Annotated in this window: 1 protein-coding gene; it reads left to right on the top strand. The window is 56.7% G+C overall.

The genetic code is table 11. The features are described 5' to 3' along the window. Positions 1–74: 74 nt before the first annotated feature. A partial coding sequence (locus QP415_RS13140; RefSeq protein ID WP_442953502.1) for an ATP-binding cassette domain-containing protein occupies positions 75–231 on the top strand: 157 nt, incomplete at its 3' end.

Here is a 231-nt window from a genome sequence, read left to right as displayed (position 1 = left end):
CACTTTCACAATCTCAGTCAGTCTCATCCGTTTCGTCGTCCGCGCCCGTTGTCGCGCTTGATCACGTATCCAAGATTTACGGTCAGGATGATACGCGCGTCGCAGCGCTTGACGACGTCAGCGTCGACTTTTACGAGCACACCTTCACCGCCATTATGGGTCCGTCGGGCTCAGGTAAGTCGACCATGCTTCACATGCTTGCCGGTCTCGATTTGGCGACCAGTGGCGAGG

Source organism: Pauljensenia sp. UMB3104 (assembly GCF_030217285.1).
In the GTDB taxonomy this organism is placed as follows: Bacteria; Actinomycetota; Actinomycetes; order Actinomycetales; family Actinomycetaceae; genus Pauljensenia.
The sequence above is the reverse complement of the archived record's forward strand: the minus strand, read 5'-3'. Positions and strand labels throughout refer to the sequence as shown.